At 73.6% G+C, this 16,264-nt stretch carries 12 protein-coding genes and 1 pseudogene; 9 read left to right on the top strand and 4 right to left on the bottom strand.

Going from position 1 to position 16,264, the window contains the following annotated elements:
• The 5 genes from ABZ920_RS14645 to ABZ920_RS14625 form a co-directional block, all read left to right on the top strand.
• On the top strand, window positions 1–327 hold a 327-nt coding region (locus ABZ920_RS14645), incomplete at its 5' end, for a flavodoxin-dependent (E)-4-hydroxy-3-methylbut-2-enyl-diphosphate synthase (protein ID WP_361503524.1).
• Between the two features lie 30 nt (window positions 328–357).
• The gene (gene dxs / locus ABZ920_RS14640) at window positions 358–2,298 is read left to right on the top strand and encodes a 1-deoxy-D-xylulose-5-phosphate synthase (RefSeq protein ID WP_361503521.1); all 1,941 of its coding nucleotides are present in this window, start codon (window positions 358–360) and stop codon (window positions 2,296–2,298) included.
• Window positions 2,295–3,677, top strand: a complete 1,383-nt coding sequence (locus tag ABZ920_RS14635) for an aspartate aminotransferase family protein (protein WP_361503518.1) — start codon at window positions 2,295–2,297, stop codon at window positions 3,675–3,677. Before dxs ends, ABZ920_RS14635 begins: the two co-directional genes overlap by 4 nt.
• A gap of 84 nt (window positions 3,678–3,761) precedes the next feature.
• Window positions 3,762–4,376: an XRE family transcriptional regulator gene (locus ABZ920_RS14630; RefSeq protein ID WP_361503515.1), complete on the top strand. Its 615-nt coding sequence runs from the start codon at window positions 3,762–3,764 to the stop codon at window positions 4,374–4,376.
• Entirely contained in the window at window positions 4,373–4,492 is a 120-nt protein-coding gene (locus tag ABZ920_RS14625; RefSeq protein WP_361503512.1) for a DUF6126 family protein, read from the top strand. Before ABZ920_RS14630 ends, ABZ920_RS14625 begins: the two co-directional genes overlap by 4 nt.
• 31 nt (window positions 4,493–4,523) lie before the next feature.
• On the opposite strand, the gene ABZ920_RS14620 is transcribed toward ABZ920_RS14625, so the two are convergent.
• Window positions 4,524–5,321 carry a tyrosine-protein phosphatase gene (locus ABZ920_RS14620; RefSeq protein WP_361503509.1) on the bottom strand — a complete coding sequence of 266 codons (798 nt, stop codon included), beginning with the start codon at window positions 5,319–5,321 and terminating at the stop codon, window positions 4,524–4,526.
• 471 nt (window positions 5,322–5,792) lie between these two features.
• On the opposite strand from ABZ920_RS14620, the gene ABZ920_RS14615 reads away from it, so the two are divergent.
• On the top strand, window positions 5,793–6,578 hold the full coding sequence (locus ABZ920_RS14615) for an SGNH/GDSL hydrolase family protein (RefSeq protein ID WP_361503547.1): 786 nt from the start codon (window positions 5,793–5,795) through the stop codon (window positions 6,576–6,578).
• Between the two features lie 550 nt (window positions 6,579–7,128).
• On the opposite strand, the gene ABZ920_RS14610 is transcribed toward ABZ920_RS14615, so the two are convergent.
• Window positions 7,129–7,800: a TetR family transcriptional regulator C-terminal domain-containing protein gene (locus ABZ920_RS14610; protein WP_361503506.1), complete on the bottom strand. Its 672-nt coding sequence runs from the start codon at window positions 7,798–7,800 to the stop codon at window positions 7,129–7,131.
• Window positions 7,801–8,076: 276 nt separating this feature from the next.
• Here ABZ920_RS14610 and ABZ920_RS14605 point away from each other — a divergent pair, with 276 nt between their 5' ends.
• On the top strand, window positions 8,077–9,270 hold the full coding sequence (locus ABZ920_RS14605; protein ID WP_361503504.1) for an MBL fold metallo-hydrolase: 1,194 nt from the start codon (window positions 8,077–8,079) through the stop codon (window positions 9,268–9,270).
• A 109-nt stretch (window positions 9,271–9,379) separates the two neighbouring features.
• Here ABZ920_RS14605 and ABZ920_RS14600 read toward each other — a convergent pair.
• Together ABZ920_RS14600 and ABZ920_RS14595 are read right to left on the bottom strand one after the other, a co-directional pair.
• Window positions 9,380–9,565, bottom strand: a pseudogene (locus tag ABZ920_RS14600) (TerD family protein); the annotation flags it as partial.
• Between the two features lie 315 nt (window positions 9,566–9,880).
• The gene (locus ABZ920_RS14595; RefSeq protein WP_361503501.1) at window positions 9,881–11,833 is read right to left on the bottom strand and encodes an SMI1/KNR4 family protein; all 1,953 of its coding nucleotides are present in this window, start codon (window positions 11,831–11,833) and stop codon (window positions 9,881–9,883) included.
• Between the two features lie 245 nt (window positions 11,834–12,078).
• Here ABZ920_RS14595 and ABZ920_RS14590 point away from each other — a divergent pair, with 245 nt between their 5' ends.
• Both ABZ920_RS14590 and ABZ920_RS14585 read left to right on the top strand, forming a co-directional pair.
• Complete coding sequence (locus tag ABZ920_RS14590; RefSeq protein WP_361503498.1) at window positions 12,079–12,777, top strand: hypothetical protein; 699 nt, start codon at window positions 12,079–12,081, stop codon at window positions 12,775–12,777.
• 818 nt (window positions 12,778–13,595) lie between these two features.
• Window positions 13,596–16,264: ATP-binding protein (locus tag ABZ920_RS14585; RefSeq protein ID WP_361503496.1), on the top strand; the 2,669-nt coding region annotated here is incomplete at its 3' end.

Here is a 16,264-nt window from a genome sequence, read left to right as displayed (position 1 = left end):
TGCGGGCGGGCGCAGGTGGACGTGTACAAGCTGGCCGAGGAGGTCACCGCGGGTCTGACGGGCATGGAGGTGCCGCTGCGGGTGGCGGTGATGGGTTGCGTCGTCAACGGCCCCGGCGAGGCCCGTGAGGCCGACCTGGGCGTGGCCTCCGGCAACGGCAAGGGCCAGATCTTCGTCAAGGGCCAGGTCATCAAGACCGTGCCGGAGTCGAAGATCGTGGAGACCCTCGTCGAGGAGGCCATGAAGCTCGCCGCGCAGATGGAGGCCGACGGCACCGCCTCCGGCGCCCCGGCCGCCCCGGGGGCGCCGACGGTGACAGTGGGTTGAAGCAGACCACGGAGCGAGAGGGGGCCCAGCGTGACGATTCTGGAGACCATCCGGGGACCACGCGAGCTGAAGGCGCTGTCCGAGGCGGAACTCGGCGAACTGTCCGACGAGATACGTGAGTTCCTGGTGCACGCGGTCGCCAGGACCGGCGGTCACCTCGGGCCCAACCTGGGGGTGGTCGAACTGACCATCGCCCTGCACCGGGTCTTCGAGTCGCCGGTGGACCGGATCCTGTGGGACACCGGTCATCAGTCCTACGTCCACAAGTTGCTGACCGGGCGTCAGGACTTCTCCAAGCTGCGGGGCAAGGGCGGCCTGTCCGGCTACCCCTCGCGTGAGGAGTCCGAGCACGACGTCGTCGAGAACAGCCATGCGTCCACCGCGCTGGGCTGGGCGGACGGGCTGGCCAAGGCCCGCGAGGTGCGGGGCGGGGGCGGGCACGTCGTCGCGGTCGTCGGCGACGGGGCCCTCACCGGAGGCATGGCCTGGGAGGCGCTGAACAACATTGCGGCCGCCAGGGACCGGCCGCTGATCATCGTCGTCAACGACAACGAGCGCTCCTACGCGCCCACCATCGGCGGCCTCGCCGGCCACCTGGCCACCCTGCGCACGACCGACGGCTACGAGAAGGTCCTGGCCTGGGGCAAGGACGTGCTCCGGCGCACACCCGTCGTCGGCGGGCCCCTCTACGAGTCGCTGCACGGCGCCAAGAAAGGCCTCAAGGACGCCGTCGCACCGCAGGGCCTGTTCGAGGACCTGGGCCTGAAGTACCTCGGCCCCGTCGACGGTCACGACATCCAGGCCGTCGAGGCGGCGCTGCGCCGCGCCAAGCGCTTCCACGGGCCGGTCCTCGTCCACTGCCTGACGGTCAAGGGCCGCGGCTACGAGCCCGCCCTCGCCCACGAGGAGGACCACTTCCACACCGTCGGCGTGATGGACCCGCTCACCTGTGAGCCGCTCGCCCCGGCGAGCGGGCCGTCCTGGACCTCCGTGTTCGCCGACGAGATCGTCCGCATCGGCGAGGAGCGGGACGACGTGGTGGCCGTCACCGCCGCCATGCTTCACCCGGTCGGCCTGGGCGCGTTCGCCGAGCGCTTCCCCGACCGGGTGTGGGACGTCGGCATCGCCGAGCAGCACGCGGCCGTCTCGGCGGCCGGCCTCGCGACCGGCGGTCTGCATCCGGTCGTCGCCGTCTACGCCACCTTCCTCAACCGCGCCTTCGACCAGGTGCTGATGGACGTGGCCCTGCACCGCTGCGGGGTCACCTTCGTGCTGGACCGGGCCGGCGTGACCGGCGTCGACGGGGCCTCCCACAACGGCATGTGGGACATGTCCGTCCTCCAGGTCGTGCCCGGCCTCAGGATCGCCGCCCCCCGCGACGCCGGCCAGCTGCGCGCCCAGCTGCGGGAGGCCGTCGCGGTGGACGACGCGCCGACGCTGGTCCGCTTCCCCAAGGAGGCGGCCGGGCCCGCCGTCCCGGCCGTCGGACGGGTGGGCGGCATGGACGTGCTGCGCGCCGCCGAGCGGCCCGACGTCCTGCTCGTCGCCGTCGGTGTGATGGCGCCGGTGTGCCTGGAGGCCGCCGGGCTGCTTCAGGCCCGCGGCATCGCCTGCACCGTGGTCGACCCCCGCTGGGTCAAACCCGTCGACGCGGCGCTGCCGGGACTGGCCGCCGGGCACCGGCTGGTGGCGGTCGTCGAGGACAACAGCCGCGCGGCCGGCGTCGGCTCCGCGGTGGCGCTGGCCCTCGGCGACGCGGAGGTCGACGTGCCCGTACGGCGGTTCGGCGTACCCGAGCAGTTCCTCCCGCACGCCAAGCGCGGCGAGCTGCTGGCCGACATCGGCCTCACACCCGTCGAGATCGCGGGACGGATCAGCGCGAGCCTGGCCGTCAAGGACCGGGCCGGGGCGGACAGCGCGGCCGGCGGACCGGACCAGGCCGCCACGGCAGTCAAGGAGAGGACCGAATGACCACGGAGTTCGACCTCGGCAGGCTCCTGTCCGAGCGCGGAGGCGAGCGCTACGAACTGCACGCGCGGTACGTCAACCACCAGCTGCCGCGCATGCTGCGCACCATCGGCTTCGACAAGGTCTACGAGCGGGCCGAGGGCGCGTACTTCTGGGACGCCGAGGGCAACGACTACCTGGACATGCTGGCCGGGTTCGGCGTGATGGGCCTCGGCCGCCACCATCCGGTGGTGCGCCGGGCGCTGCACGACGTGCTCGACGCGCAGCTCGCCGACCTGACCCGGTTCGACTGCCCGCCGCTGCCGGGACTGCTGGCGGAGCGGCTGCTGGCCCACAGCCCCCACCTGGACCGGGTGTTCTTCTCCAACAGCGGCACCGAGGCGGTGGAGACGGCCCTGAAGTTCGCCCGGTACGCCACCGGCAGGCCGCGCGTGCTGTACTGCGTGCACGCCTTCCACGGACTGACCACGGGATCGCTGTCGGTCAACGGCGAGGAGGGGTTCCGCGACGGCTTCGCCCCGCTGCTGCCCGACACCGCCGTCCCCCTGGGCGACCTCGACGCGCTCGCGCGGGAGCTCGCGCAGGGCGACGTGGCCGCGCTGATCGTCGAGCCCATCCAGGGCAAGGGCGTCCACGAGGCGCCAGCCGGCTACCTGCGTGCAGCGCAGGATCTGCTGCGCCGGCACAAGGCGCTGCTCATCGCCGACGAGGTGCAGACCGGCCTGGGGCGCACCGGCGACTTCTACGCCTTCCAGCACGCCGACGGCGTCGAGCCGGACCTGGTCTGCGTGGCGAAGGCGCTGTCCGGCGGTTACGTGCCCGTCGGGGCCACGCTGGGCAAGGAGTGGATCTTCAAGAAGGTGTACTCGTCCATGGACCGGGTGCTCGTGCACTCGGCGAGCTTCGGCTCCAACGCCCAGGCCATGGCCGCCGGCCTCGCGGTGCTCTCGGTGATGGAGAACGAGCAGATCGTCGCGGGCGCCCGGGCCACGGGTGAGCAGCTCAAGGAGCGCCTGTCGGCGCTGGTCGACCGGTACGAGCTGCTGGCGGACGTCCGCGGCCGGGGCCTGATGATCGGCATCGAGTTCGGCCGGCCGACATCGTGGAAGCTGCGCAGCCGCTGGACGATGCTGCAGGCCGCGCGCAAGGGCCTCTTCGCGCAGATGGTGGTGGTCCCGCTGCTGCATCGCCACCGCATCCTCACCCAGGTCTCCGGCGACCACCTGGAGGTGATCAAGCTGATCCCCCCGCTGATCATCGGCCAGCGGGAGGTGGACCGGTTCGTCGACGCCTTCACCGCCGTGATGGACGACGCGCACGACGGCGGACTGATGTGGGACTTCGGCAAGACCCTGGTCCGGCAGGCGGTGGGCAGCCGGTAGGAGGCGTCCGCACGGCCCGGCCACGAGGTTTGCCTCACAGGCAAGGAATTTGCCTCTTGGGCAAGCCTGCGGCTCAATAGAGGTATGACCTCCCCCGAGCCGGCCGAGCCGGCCGGCGACCTGCCCGCCGTCGCGCCGCAGCTGCGTGCCCTGCGCCGCCAGGCCGCGCTCACGCTGGAGGCGGCCGCCCGCGAGGCCGGGCTGTCGCCCGCCCACCTCTCCCGCCTGGAGACCGGGCAGCGCCAGCCCTCGCTGCCGATGCTGCTCACACTGGCCCGTACCTACGGTACGACGGTCTCCGAGCTGCTCGGCGAGCGAGTGCCCGAGCAGGACGCCGTCGTCCGCTCCGCCGGCATGGAGCCCATCCGGGCCGGCGGCTGGACGTACTGGCAGGCCGGTGCGTCCGGCCGTGCGATGCAGGCCCTGCGGGTCCGCGTGCCGTACGGCTCCCAGGGCGACATCGTGCGCGTGCACCCCGGCGAGGAGTGGCTGCACGTCCTCAAGGGGCGGCTGCGGCTGCGCCTCGGCGACGCCACGCACCGGCTGGCGGCCGGGGACAGCGCCCACTTCGACTCCCTGACCCCGCACCGCATCGCGGCCGAGGACCAGGACGGGGTCGACCTCCTTTTCGTCCACACCCTGCTGCAGAGCCCCACGGCCGCACTGTGCCTGGGACCCGTGACCGGAGACACGCCATGAGCAACATGGAAGAGAAGTTCCCGCGCGCCCTGTGGGTCCGCCTGATCATCTACATCGCCGTCGGCCACCTCTTCGCGGCCTTCGTCTGGCTGCTGTTCGAGGTGGGCGCGAAGTAGGCGCCGGCGGCCCGGCCCCGGGCCCCGGGCGTCAGTCCAGCAGCCGGGTCCGCAGCCGCTCCCGCGTCCCGGGCGTCAGCCCGAGGCCCCGCTCCAGGTAGGCGTCGGTGCCGCCCCAGGTCTCCTCGATGGTCTCCAGCGCCGCGTGGAGGTACTCGGCCCGCGCGTCGAACAGCGGGCTGAGCAGCTCCATCACCTCGGGGGAGTAGGCCGACGCCGAGGTGCTGCTGCGGCGCACCCGGTAGCGGCGGTGCTTGGCGTTGGACTCCAGGTAGTCCGCCAGGATGGCGTCGTGCTCCACGCCCACCGCGAGCAGCGTCACCGCGATCGACAGACCCGCGCGGTCCTTGCCCGCCGCGCAGTGCATCAGCGCAGGGACGCTGTCCTCGGCGAGCGCGTGCAGCACGCGGGAGTGCTCGGCGGTGCGCTCCCTCACGATCATGCGGTAGGACGCGATCATGCGGTTCTCGCCCCGGCCGTCCGCGAGGAGGGTGCGCAGCTGGTCGAGGTCCCCCTCGCGGACCATCCGCCAGAACTCGGCGCCGTCCGCCGGGTCGCTCAGCGGCAGGTTCACGTTGCGCACCCCGGGCAGGGTCACGTCCGGCCCTTCCAGCTTCTGGTCGGCGGCGTTGCGGAAGTCGAAGATCGTGTGCAGGCCGAGGGAGCCGAGGAAGGCCGCGTCCTCCGCGGTCGCGTGCGCGAGGTGGCCGCTGCGGAACAGCACGCCCTGCCGCACCCGGCGCCCGTCCACGGTCGGCAGCCCGCCCACGTCGCGGAAGTTGCGCACTCCGGCCAGCTGGGGTTCGGTCGACGGGACCTGCTGCGTCACGGGGGCTCCTCCCACTCCGCCCCGCCGTCACGACTCGGCGGCGGGCGCGCCCCCCGACCATACGACATGGCTTCCCGGGGCAACGAGGTGTCCCGCGGCGTTCTCAACGGACGGGGTCCCGCGTTCCGGACAGGGGCGCCGCGTCCGCGGAGGGGGACGTGCGCGGTCCGGGGCGACGGCAGCGCCGGCCGGGACCGGCTCCTGACGCACCGCCGGGACCGGTCCAACGGCCCGCGCCGCCCGGCCTCCGGCGCGTCCCGGCCCGGGCGGCGGGTGGACGTCCCGTAGGGGAACGGGTGCCGGCGGCCGGGGCGTCAACATCCCTGCCCGGCGGGCTGTTCCGGCCCTCCGCACACCGCCGGGGTGGCTTATCTCACCGGTAGTCAACACCTGCCTACGGTCGCGTAGGTCACAGGCGAAGGTGAATCATGTGCCGACGTGGCAGACGATTCGAAGAGTGACAGCAGAACAGTGATCGGGTCGTACGTGGCGGTGGGGGACAGCTTCACCGAGGGTGTCGGCGACCCCGGCCCCGACGGGGCGTTCGTCGGCTGGGCCGACCGTTTCGCGGTCCTGCTCGCCGACCGGCGGCCCGAGGGGGACTTCCGGTACACGAACCTCGCCGTGCGCGGCAGACTGCTCGACCAGATCGTGGCGGACCAGGTCCCGCGGGCCGTGGACATGGCGGCCGACCTGGTGACGTTCTGCGCGGGCGGCAACGACATCATCCGTCCCGGCACCGACCCGGACGAGGTCGCGGAGCGCTTCGAGAAGGCGGTCGCCCGGCTGGCCTCCGCCGCCGGCACCGTCATGGTCACCACCGGGTTCGACACCCGCGGCGTCCCCGTCCTCAAGCACCTGCGCGGCAGGATCGCCACGTACAACGGGCACGTGCGGGCCATCGCCGACCGTTACGGGTGCCCGGTGCTCGACCTGTGGTCCCTGCGGGCCGTCCAGGACCGCCGCGCCTGGGACCACGACCGGCTGCACCTGTCGCCCGAGGGGCACACCCGCGTGGCGCTGCGCGCCGGCCAGGTCCTCGGCCTCGACGTCCCGGCCGACCCGGAGCAGCCGTGGCCGCCGCAGCCGCCGCGCGGCACCCTCGAGGTCCGACGCGACGACGTCCACTGGGCGCGGCAGTACCTGGTGCCGTGGATCGGCCGCCGGCTGCGCGGCCAGTCCTCGGGGGACCACGTGACCGCCAAAGGCGCCCTGTCGCCGGACGACATCAGGTCGCGCATCGCGGCGGTGGCCTGAGGCCGGGCCGGGCCGGGAGGCCGGACGCCTGCTCGGCACATCGGGGCCGCGGGGCACGGCACCGCGGGTGGCCGTGCCTACGGTGCCGGGGCCGCCTGCTGCTCGGCGCCCCGGCACGGTGGTTTCACCGGGCTGCGGCCGTCAAGTCGGCGCAATCCGGGCCGGGTTGGCGGGCGAGCGGCTGGTCCGCCCATCGGCGGGCGCGGGGCGTGGGGGATGGCCTTTCGGGTGGCCGTGCGGTGCCGGGGTCGTCTCGTCCTGGTGTCCTGGCGGGGTGGCTTTGCCGGCCTACCGGCCGTCGGGTTGGTGGGGTCCGGGCCGGGTTGGCGGGCGAGCGCCTGGTCCGCGCATCGGCGGGCGCGGGGCGTGGGGGATGGCTTTTCGGGTGGCCGTGCGGTGCCGGGGTCGTCTCGTCCTGGTGTCCTGGCGGGGTGGCTTTGCCGGCCTACCGGCCGTCAAGTCGGCGGGGTCCGGGCCGGGTTGGCGGGCGAGCGGTGGTCCGCGCATCGGGGGGCCTGGGCGCGGGGGATGGCCTTTCGGGGGCCGGCGCCTATGGTGCCGGGGCTGCCTTCTGCTCGGCGTTCCGGTGCGGTGGTTTCACCGGCCTGCGGCCGTCAGTCAGGTCGGCGGGGTCCAGGCCGAGTTCGCGGGCGAGCGCCTCGTCCACCCACCGCCGGGCCCGGGTGCGGGGCACCGCGCCGCCGTAGGCGGTCAACTGCACGGCGAGCCCGTCGAGCAGGGCCGTCAGACGCAGTGCCGCTCCGTCGGGGTCCGGGCAGGCGAACTCGCCCGCGGCCACGCCCTGCGCCACGACCTCGGCGATCGCCGCCTTCCACCGCTCGTCGAGGTCCCGCGCGACCTCCCGCAGGGCGGGCTCGCGCAGCGCGGCCGACCAGCCCTCGATCCACAGCCGCCAGCCCTTGGCCTGCCCCGTCGGCGCGTACCAGCGGACGGCGGCCCGCAGCCGCCGCAGCGCCGAGGTGCGCCGGCCCAGCAGCCTGCGCAGCTGGGCGAGGTCGTCCTCGGCCGCACGCGCGAACGCGGCGGCCACCAGCCGCTCCTTCGACGAGAAGTGGTAGAGCACCAGGGCGTTGCTCACCCCGAGCGCCGAGGCCACGTCGGCGATCCTGACCGCCGCGACACCCCGTGCCTCGATCTGCCCGATGGCGGCCCGCAGCAGTTCCTCGCGCCGCTCCGCCACGCTCAACCGCACCTTCGCCACGCGGTCACCCTATGGCCTGACCCGCGGTCACCCCATGACCCGCCGGCCGATACGGGTCCCGGGGCAGCCGCGTCGCGCGTCCGCCCGCCCGGAGGGCGGCCCGTCGTGACGGCAGCCGCGCCGCCCCGCCGGGTCCGCGGGGACCGGCCCCCCGTGCCGCGTGCGACGGGCGGTGCCCCGACGTCCCCGAGGGGCACTGGGCCGTCAGGGCACCGCCCGGCCGTCCGGGGGGCGGTGACCATAATGGAGGCCTGACCCACTCCACCTGGAGGTACCGTGGCCGGTTCCCGTCCCCTGAGCTCCGGACTCCGCGCACTGCGGCCGGCGGCCTTCGGCGCGGACCCGAGCGGTGAGCGCATGGCACGCATCCGGCGCTCGCCCCACTTCGAGAACGGCGTCTTCCGCAACCCCGGCGGCGCCGCACGGACCCGGCCCTCCGGCTCGGCGCTTGACTTCGCCAAGGTCTACTTCGACCGGGACGTGCGCCCCCGCCGAGCCCCGCGCGGCACCGTGCCCGTGCACGCCACCACGCCCGCCGACCTCGCCCGGCCCCCGGCCACGGGTCTGCGGCTGACCTGGATGGGGCACTCCAGCGTGCTGGCGGAGATGGACGGGCGGCGCGTGCTGTTCGACCCGGTGTGGGGCGAGCGCTGCTCCCCGTTCCCCTTCGCCGGTCCACGCCGGCTGCACCCGGTGCCGCTGCCGCTGGCCGCGCTCGGACCCGTCGACGTGGTCGTCATCTCGCACGACCACTACGACCACCTCGACATGCCCACCATCAGGGCGCTGGCCGGCACGGACACCGTCTTCGCCGTGCCGCTCGGCGTCGGCGCCCACCTGGAGCGCTGGGGCGTGTCCGCCGGCCGCCTGCGCGAGCTGGACTGGCACGAGTCGGCCGAGGTGGGCGGGCTGACGCTGACCGCGACCCCGGCCCGCCACTTCTGCGGCCGGGGCCTGCGCAACACGCAGCACACCCTGTGGGCGTCCTGGGCCGTCGCCGGCGAGCGGCACTGGATCTACCACAGCGGGGACACCGGCTACTTCGAGGGGTTCAGCGACATCGGCGCCGAGCACGGCCCGTTCGACGCCACGATGATCCAGATCGGGGCGTACTCGGAGTTCTGGCCGGACATTCACATGACGCCTGCCGAGGGGGTGCAGGCCCACCTCGACCTGCAGCGAGGCGGTCCGGGCGGGGTGCTGCTGCCGATCCACTGGGGGACGTTCAATCTGGCGCTGCACGCGTGGGCGGAGCCGGGGGAGTGGACGAAGGACGCGGCCGAGGAGGTCGGGCAGGCGGTGGCGTTCCCGCGGCCGGGTGAGCCGTTCGAGCCGACGGGGAAGCTTCCGGTCGAGCCGTGGTGGCGGGCGGTGTCGCAGCCGATCGCGCACCCGTGGCGTCCTCCGCGGATCGCTGAGGGTGTGGCCGGGACAGGTGAGGAGGATCTCGACCTCGCGGGGGAGCGGTGACGCCGGTCGTGTCCTTCCAGGCCGAGGACCGCTCTGGCGACTGACGTTGAACGGTTGGAGCTGGTCCCATCGACATACGCGATGACCCCGAGTCGGTCACGCGCGCTTGTCACTCGGTGATGTCGACTCCGTATCCGCGTGCGAGCGCGTCCAGGGAGTGGTCGTAGCCCTGGCCGACGGCGCGCAGGCGCCAGACCGGGCCTCTGCGGTAGATCTCCGCGAGCAGCATCGTGCGTTCGGTGGTGGCGATGTCCAGGGTGGCCCGTGCAAGGGGCGGCCCGCTGGTGCTGGGGGCCGCGCTGATCATCCCTGCCATCGACGATCCGCAGAGTCGTCATAGCCGCAGCCATCGACGGCACCGAAACGTTCGGAACAGTCGGCGCGATAAACCTGGCGGACTCGGTCCTCGGCGGAAACCGGGGAGAGGCCGCGATCAGCGACCTGACCGACGAGGAACTCGCCGACCTGGCCACCCTGCACACCACCACCGACCGGAGCAGCCGATGAGCCGCAACGGCACAGGGAAGCGCCCCGGTGATCTGGTCCTGATCCCAGGGCTACGTGCTCTCGACTCCCCCCGCAATAACAATTCGCGCAGCCTGGCCGGTCTCTACTTGCTCCCCGGTCCGTCGTCTCCCGTCCACTTGCCGTCCGCCGGGCGCACGGCTTCCCAGTGCATGCGGATCACCGCGTACGTCTCGCCGTCCCCCGGCGGCCGCGTCCAGGAACGGGTGGTGAATGTGTGCAGCCGCCCGTTCGCGATGGCATGACGCGGTAGACGGACACCGAACTCCCCAGTCACGGCTTCCAACAGCGACCGTTCCACCCCAGCGCCGTCCTCCAGGGCGCCGATGAGCCGGCTCGGGTCCAGCGCTGGCGGTATCTCCCCGTTCTGCACGATCTCTCCGTCCGCGTACGTGAAGGCGTACTGCTCGGCACCGCCTCGCGCCACCGAAAGGTGGAAGAACGGATCCCCGTGCCGTGTCCTCAGGCCGCTCCACACCACCACCGCGCGGGTGCCCGCGCTGGCGGCCGCGGCCGGGGAGACGAACCGCTGCCGGTTGAACGGGGCGGGATCGCCATCGAAGGCGAAGCTCCAGCCGGTGCCTGCCCGGCCGACTGCCATGAGAGCCCTGTCGTCGTAGGACGAGCACTCCCTCTGGTGGTGCAGCGACCTGCGGCGCGCCTCCCAGAAGGTCATGGGTCCGTTCAGCGCGGTGCCGTCCCCGTCCGCGAGACGTCCGGGCAGCTCTTCCGGCTCGACCCCTTCCACCAGAACGAACCGGTAGGACGTGCGGTTGTTGCCCGGGTCCGGCTCCGCGAACCACGCCAGGTCACCCGGGTCGAGCCCGGCCGCCGGCCTCGGTGTCCCGCCCGCCTGCCCGCCCCTTGGCGTGGAGAGCAGCTCGCGGCCCCGCTCCGGGGTCAGCAGCGGCCCGAGCACGGGGTCGGCCACCCACCCCAGCGGCGCAAGGTGGTCCGGTCCCAGCGGCTCCCACAGGGGCAGAGCGCTCATCAGTGTCCACCACGCCTCGTCGGTGTTTCCCCACCGTGCCAGGTCCCGCGCCTGCTCGACCGCCTCGCCGAACGGTCCGGCGGCCGTGTATCGGTACGTGCCGTTCCTGACCTGATCCAGCGTCGCGTAAGCGAGTGACACCAGGTCGTCGTCGGCGCCCTGCAGATGGAAGGTGAGTGTGGAGTCGTCCCGGTACGAGTGCTCCGCGTGCTCGGCGACCAGCGGCGGCAGTAGATCGGGCGCGTACCGCGGGTCCGTCACCAGGTCGTCGAAGTACACCATGTAGGTCTGTCCGAGCAGGCGGCGTATCTGGTCGCCGAGCCCGGCGGCCCGTGGTCTGCCGTACTCCTTGGCCTCGTCCAGCGCCTTCCAGGCCCGTTCCCAGCCGCCGCGCAGCGCCTCGAGCCGGGCCTCCTCCACCTGGGCGTCCAGCTTTCGCGTCGTGTCGTTGGCGAACACCGGCTCTCCGTCGCTCCGGTGCGCCCGCAGGCTGTGGAACTCCCGGTACATGTCCCGCATGAACTCAAGGAAGTTCGCGTGCCGCTCGGGCGGCGCGGCCCGCCAGCTCGCCCACGTGTACACGGCCCACTCACCGTCCTCATCCACGTCCTCGGGATCCATGAGAACGTGGGTGATGTCGGACTCGACGTCGAGCTGCAGCCCGCGCCGCCAGATGTCCGCATCCCGCCGCTCCTCGGGCCCGGCGTCGTCGTCCAGGTACTCATCGAACGTGTCCGCGAGTCCCGACTCGTTGTTGTGCCAGTGCGCGTCCTCGGCCCCCGCCAGCAGCCACACGAACCCGCCCGCGTGCCGCCACCCGTCGCTGACCTTGAGAAACTCCCGGTACGACCAGGGCATCCGTCGGCCGAGGCGCTCCTCCATGGCTGTGATCCGCTCCTCGGACGCGGGCGGGAACCCGAGCCACCTCGCCTGCCGGGCGGTCTCGTCGTCCTCGCTCCGCGTCTCGCCGTCCGGCAAGGAATCTGCCCACTCCCCGCTCCACCTGAGCAGGAAGGATCGCCAGTCGAATGCCGTGGTGTCCGTCATGCGCCCGATGCTGCCACCGGCCACTGACAGCGCTCCGTTACCTGCTGCGGCCAACGGGACCCTTTCGGACGCGACCGGACCGGCAGGTGGCCCAGGTCGTGTCTCGGACGCCGCCGCCAGAGTTCGGCGCAGCTTCAGCCGCGGCGGCCGTGTCGACCGGTGCGGCGCCGACTCCTCTGCCGAGTTCTTAGCTTGAGTTTTAACCTCGGACTCGGGTGTGTGGCCCGGCATGACATCGTGTGTCCGTGCACATCTCGACGGGTGATCAGCCAAGACCTCTGGCGACGTGCTGGCTGTCCTGGATCGCCGTACCGACCGGTGACCAAGCGGGAGTCATGACGATGTTGGGGCTCACCCGACCCATCCCCGTGACGTTCGCGGAAGCCGAGGCGATCATCGACGAAGACGCCCACGGAGAGGCGGACGGAAACCCCGACGGCCTTGCTCGGGTGTACGTGAGCCCCGAAGTCGAGGGGTGGACGTTGGTCATCGGCTGGTGGTGTGATCCGTGCGATGGTGAGCGCGGCGACGAGGTGCTGCGTCTGTGCACCGATCTGAGCGCGCAATACGGCAGGGCCCAGGCGTACTACTACGGCGCGCAGGGCGATGGTTCCGCCTGGCTCATCGCCGAGCGGGGCACTGTGGTGCGGCGGTACTGCGCCACCGGGGAGGTCGAGGACGCTCTCTATACGCTGGGTGAACCTCTGCCGCTGGAAAGGGCCCAGCGGGAGCAGTTGGGGCTGTCGCCGACGTGGGACGAGGGGGCGAGAGACGACGAGGCTGAGGATGAGTGGAAGTCGGCCGCCTTCCACCTCGCTCCCGAGATCGCCGCGGCACTGGGCACCAGTCCGCTCGCACTGACAGCAGATACACAGGTGCGCGGCGTCGGCCTACTCGCACTCACCCCGCACACCAGAGACGCAGAGGCTGGGCCCGTCTCCTGAAGGCTTCCGACATCCGGGAGTTATGGAACACCAGCGAGACGGACCGCGTGGCCGTCGGTGTTCCATAACCCGTACCAGGGCACCGAACCAGTCCTTGAGCTCGGCCAAGCCGCAGGTTGAACCCGCCCCGGAAAGTGCTGAGGTTATGGACGGCGCGTCGGGTGAGCCGGGCGGCCAGCGGGCCAGGTACCGCCTCCGAGGCAGCCTGCTCCTCCAACGTCTGTGTGCGCTGCAAGAGTTCGGGCGGTCGGTGCGCGCGATGTTCGCACACGACGGCTGGCAGCGGTCGAGGCTTGGGGCATCGGTGCATCCGCCCGCCGGTGGCTGGCCCGTGCTGGAGGCCCTGGCCGAGGGGAGGGCCAGGACCGCGGCCGAGGAGGCGGTCGGGACCCAGTCCGACACGGCGCGTGACCACGACAGGCGGGCCGCGGAGGGCCCGGGCGGCCCCCGCACCGTCCCGGCGGGCCGACCGCGGGCGGAGCAGGACGGAAGACGGGGGCCGGAAAGCCCGGGGCGTCGTGGCCCCCGCCTTCCGTTCGTGACCGCGTCTGACCAGGTGTGACCGTTGCTTTTCGTTTGGGTGCGGTGGGTCGGAACGGCGGTTCGGGCAGCCGTGCGAAGCCTCATACCAGAGCGGGACGCTCCGTGCGGGAGTTTGGCAACTGCCCACCGTACGTCGTGCGGGGGCAACTACGGTGAGTCGTCACCGGGCGACGCGGGCCGGTCCTCCCGTCCCCGCCGGCCGGTACAGCGATGGCGCACGCCCGCCCGCGCACCAGGCGCGGGCACCGGGCCCGACGGACCAGTACGGGGAACGCATGTCTCACCTCCGCGCACCGGCCGCCCGTGCGGACCGCCGTGAGGGCGGCCGGCACGGGCGGCCGGTCGCCCGCCCCGCTCCCTCGGCGCCCGACACCTCCGCACGTCCCCAGCTCCTGCGCCTGGCGGTGCTGCCGCCGGTCGCCGTCGCCCTCGGCGGCGCCGCCGCCGTGCTGTTCACCGTGCGCTCCACCGGTGCGCGTCCCGGTCCCTCCCTGTGGGCGGTGCTCGCCGGGGCGTTGTCGGTCACCCTCGCGGCCGTCGTCCTCGCCGCCGTCGCCGCGACCCGCGCCGCCGCGGCCGTGCACGACCGGATCGACGCCCTGCGCCGCGGCACCGCACGCCGCGAGGCCGAACTGCGCGCCCTCGTCGACGGGCTGCGCCAGGGCAAGGTCCCGCCGCGGCCGGCGCCGCACCGCGGTCCGCCCGCCGACGCCGACGCGTTCGAACTGCTCGCCGCCGAACTGGCCCGCGCGCACGACGGGGCGGTCGCCGCCGTCGTACGGGCGGCGCAGCTCTCCAGCCGGGCGGGCAGCGAACAGAAACTCGAGGTCTTCCTCAACCTCGCCCGGCGCCTGCAGTCCCTGGTGCACCGCGAGATCTCGATCCTCGACGAGCTGGAGAACGAGATCGAGGACCCCGACCTGCTCAAGGGCCTCTTCCACGTCGACCACCTCGCGACCCGCATCCGCCGCCACGCGGAGAACCTGGCCGTGCTCGGCGGGGCCGTCTCCCGGCGCCAGTGGAGCAACCCCGTCTCCATGACCGAGGTGCTGCGCTCCGCGATCGCCGAGGTCGAGCAGTACTCACGGGTCAAACTGGTGCCGCCGGTCGCCGGCACCCTGCGCGGCCACGCCGTCGCCGACGTCATCCACCTGCTCGCCGAACTGGTCGAGAACGCCACGGTGTTCTCCGCGCCGCAGACTCAGGTCCTGCTGCGCGCCGACCTCGTCACCTCCGGGCTCGCCGTGGAGGTCGAGGACCGCGGCCTCGGTATGCCGGTCGCCGAACAGGCCCGGATGAACGCGCTCCTCGCGGACCCCGACCAGGTCAACGTCGCGAGCCTGCTCGCGGACGGCCGCATCGGGCTGTTCGTCGTCTCGCAGCTCGCCAGGCGGCACGGCATCTCCGTCCGGCTGCAGAGCAACATCTACGGCGGTGTGCAGGCCGTTCTCGTCGTGCCTCAGCCGCTGCTGGGGGCGCCGCACGGCGACCCGGACGACGCCCGCACGCCGCAGCCGCCGTCGTCCGCGCCGGCGGGCACCCGGCGGCCGCCGGCACTGCCGCAGCCGCCGCCCGCACACCGGCCAGGTGCACCGGGCCGGGGCATGCTCCCTTCGCCGCGCCACGCGGCCGGCATGCGCACCGCCGTTCCGGATGCCGGGCTGCACACCGCCGTTCCGGACGCGGGCGGCGGCCGCCACGCCGGCCCGTACGCCCCTGGGGCGAACGGCGGCCACCCCCGGCCTCCCGCCCCGGACGCCACTCACCCCGGGGCCGAGGGCCTGTCCGGTTCCGCTGCCGCGAACGGCGGTGACCTGGGCGTCGCTGCCGTGGACGAAGGCCCGTCCGGGTCTCCTGCGGCGAGCGGCGGTCACTGGGGTGCCGCTGCCACCGGCGAAGGTTCGTCGGGGTCGCCCGCGGTGAGCGGTGGTCGGCGTGATGCCGTTGCCATGGGCGGGGGCTCGTCCGGGTCTCCCGTGGGAAGCGGTGGCCACTGGGACGCCGCAGCCACGGGCGACGGCTCGTCCGGGTCGCCTGCGGTGAGTGGTGGTCACTGGGGCGCCGCTGCCGTGGGCCAAGAGGCGTCCGGGGTGGCCGCTCCGAACGGCGGTCAGCACGGGGGCGCCGCCGTGCACGAGGCTCCGTCCGGGTTGACTGCTGTGAACGACGGGCGCCGGGGCGTCGGTACCTCCAGCGATGGGGTCCATCCTGCTGCGGGCGCGTACACCGCGGGCGCACAAGGTGTCCACGCCGACCCCGCTTCCCCGGGCGTGAGCCCCAGCCAGGTCCACGCTGCCGCCCCGGCCGCGGACTCCGCCGCCCCGGGCGGGAGCGGCAGCCCTGTCGGCCCGGCTGCGCCGGGCGCGCGCGGTGGGCAGGCCGGTCACGGCCCCGTGGGCGCCCACGCGAGTGCCGGCCACGGCGGCTCCACCTCGGCGGGGCGGGCCGGTGACGCGCGTCCCGCCCCGGCGGGGTCCGGCGGCGCGCCCGCGCCCCTGCCCCGGCGCAGTGCCCGCGGACAGCGGCCCAACCCCGCCGACGCCGCGCCCGGCATCAAGCCCGAGTACCGCCCCGTCGTCGCGACGACCACGGCCATGCCGCTCACCCCGCGCGTCGGCGTCGTGCGCGGCACCATGGGCCGGCCCCAACTGCCCCGGCGCCGCGCCCAGGAGCACATCGTGCCGCAGCTGCGTGGCGGCCCGGCGCCCCGCCACGACAGCGAGGAGCCCGTCTGCCACGACCCCGGCCTGATGGCCGCCTTCCAGCGCGGCATCGGCCTGGCCGAGGCCCGGCAGTACCTGGAACCGGGCCACCCCGAACCGCCACAAGCGGAACCGCACCAGGCGCATCCCCTCCGTGAGCGGATCAGTCCGGAGCAGTCCCGCCCGGAGCCGCCGCGCCCGGAGTGGACGAGTCCGGAGGCGCCCGGTCCGGAGCCGCTGCA

Origin of the sequence: Streptomyces sp. NPDC046831 (genome assembly GCF_040645305.1) — a bacterium.
Classification (GTDB): domain Bacteria; phylum Actinomycetota; class Actinomycetes; order Streptomycetales; family Streptomycetaceae; genus Streptomyces.
This window is presented reverse-complemented; position numbering and strand designations above follow the sequence as displayed.